At 74.4% G+C, this 1,681-nt stretch carries 3 protein-coding genes; 2 read left to right on the forward strand and 1 reads right to left on the reverse strand.

Annotation, left to right across the window (positions count from 1 at the left end):
• Both NBZ85_RS30885 and NBZ85_RS30890 read left to right on the forward strand, forming a co-directional pair.
• The coding region (locus NBZ85_RS30885) for a hypothetical protein (RefSeq protein WP_261563397.1) at positions 1 to 263 on the forward strand (263 nt) is incomplete at its 5' end.
• 202 nt (positions 264 to 465) lie between these two features.
• On the forward strand, positions 466 to 1,284 hold the full coding sequence (locus NBZ85_RS30890; protein ID WP_261560716.1) for an SDR family NAD(P)-dependent oxidoreductase: 819 nt from the start codon (positions 466 to 468) through the stop codon (positions 1,282 to 1,284).
• A 167-nt stretch (positions 1,285 to 1,451) separates the two neighbouring features.
• Here the strand turns inward: NBZ85_RS30890 and NBZ85_RS30895 are convergent.
• Positions 1,452 to 1,681 (reverse strand): hypothetical protein (locus NBZ85_RS30895; RefSeq protein ID WP_261563398.1); only part of this gene is annotated, 230 nt, incomplete at its 5' end.

The raw sequence follows: 1,681 nt of genomic DNA on the forward strand, positions 1-1,681 counted from the left end.
GGGGGGTGCGGCGCGGTTCCGGGGAGAAGCTGGTCAGGGCTGTGGGTATGGGGGGTTTTCTGCGTCACACCGGCTGGGGTGTCGTGGGTCGTGGGTATGCAGACGACATGGAGACTTTTGGTGCGGTCGTCATCGCCCTGTTGCTCTTGCTGATCCCGGTGATCCTCGTCAACGGCGCCCTGGGGTGGGCGTACGTGCGCAGCGCCCCGCTGCGGGCCGCCAACGCGGTGCAGGCCGGCCGGGACGAGCGCGCCCGAACCTGAGCGCGGGCCCGCCCGGCAGCAACGCGGCAGATCCGTCAGCCTGCAGATCCGTCAGCCTGCCGGGCCAGCCTGCAGATCCGTCAGCCTGCCGGGCTGTCAGCCTGCCGGGCTGTCAGCCTGCCGGCTCGCCAGTCGCGACCCGCCGCGCGCCGATCCGGCCATCCCCGACATGTCCGGCCGCAGCCTCGGCCAGGATGGGGATATGACCAGCACCGGACCGCGCGAACCGGGCGCCGGGCGCCGTCGGGGCGCGCCGCCGGAGCCGGCCGGAGCCTCCGCGGCAGGCGGCCCGTCCACCGCCGCGGGCACGCCGGAGGCTGCTGGGCCGCTGACGCGCGGCCTCGTCGTGGTCGGACCGGGTGCGAGCTTCGGCGTCGAGCTGTTGCGCCGATATGGGCGGGAGGGCTTCGCGCTCGGGGTCGTCTCCCGGTCCGCTGACACCCTCACCCGGGTGCGCGACGCGCTGGCCGGAGACGGGCTCCCCGTCGTGGGCGCGGTCGCGGACGTCACCGACTCCCCGGCGCTCGCCGGCGCGGTCGAGCGGGTCTGCGCCGAGATCGGCGGGCTCACCGTGCTCGTCTACAACGCCAAGCTCAGCATCCGCGGGGCCGCACTCACGGTGGCGGCGGAGACGTTGAACCAGACCCTCGCGGTCAACGTGACCGGGGCGTTGGCCGCCGTGCAGGTCGCCGCCGGACTGCTCGACGACAGGTTGGCCGCGACGATCATGCTCACCGCGGCGGGCCCCCGCACCGAACCGGTGGCCGGCCGCTTCGCCCTGGCCGTCGGCAAAGCGGGGCTGACCGCCCTCGCTGAGGCGCTGCGGCCGACCCTGGCCGCCCGCGGAATCCGGCTGCGCACCGTCGTCCTCGACGGGCGGGTGAGCCCGGCGGGCCCGCTGCGCCCCGACGAGGTCGCGGACCATTTCTGGCAGGCGTTCGTGGCGCCGCGCGGCGACGTTTTCCGGCTTGCGCCGGTCAGACGGGACACCGGGGTGGCGCAGCTGCCGCTAGAGGTGTGAGCTGTCCGTGCCGGACAGCGCCGGGCCGGTGCCGAAGGTGCCCATTCTCCGTCACTTCCGGTGAAGGTCGGTAATCCGACACGCCTGATCCTGGGATGATCGGACCCGTGGGCCTGCCGGATGCGCGGAACGTGCGACGATCCGGCGGAGCCTGGCGCATGACGCCGTCAGGCGGAAGACCACGTAGCGACGGCGTGCTCCGGCGCGGTATGGCAGGAGATGGTCCGGTGAACGACGGACGCGATGGTGACGAGCAGGCGGCGGACAGCACCCAGGTGATGCCTCCCGACGGCAAGGGGGCGCCGACGGCGGGCGCGGTACCAGCGGGTGGCGCAGTGCCAGCGGGTGGCGCAGTGCCGACGGCCGGGCAGCGTGCTGCCCGGCCGGGGGCACCGTC

The sequence above is a fragment of the Frankia tisae genome, assembly GCF_025403405.1.
Lineage (GTDB): Bacteria > Actinomycetota > Actinomycetes > Frankiales > Frankiaceae > Frankia > Frankia tisai.

Bases quoted from the DNA above. Each gene is read 5' to 3' on its own strand.
- NBZ85_RS30890 (WP_261560716.1), top strand. From the start codon at position 466: ATGACCAGCACCGGACCGCGCGAACCGGGCGCCGGGCGCCGTCGGGGC.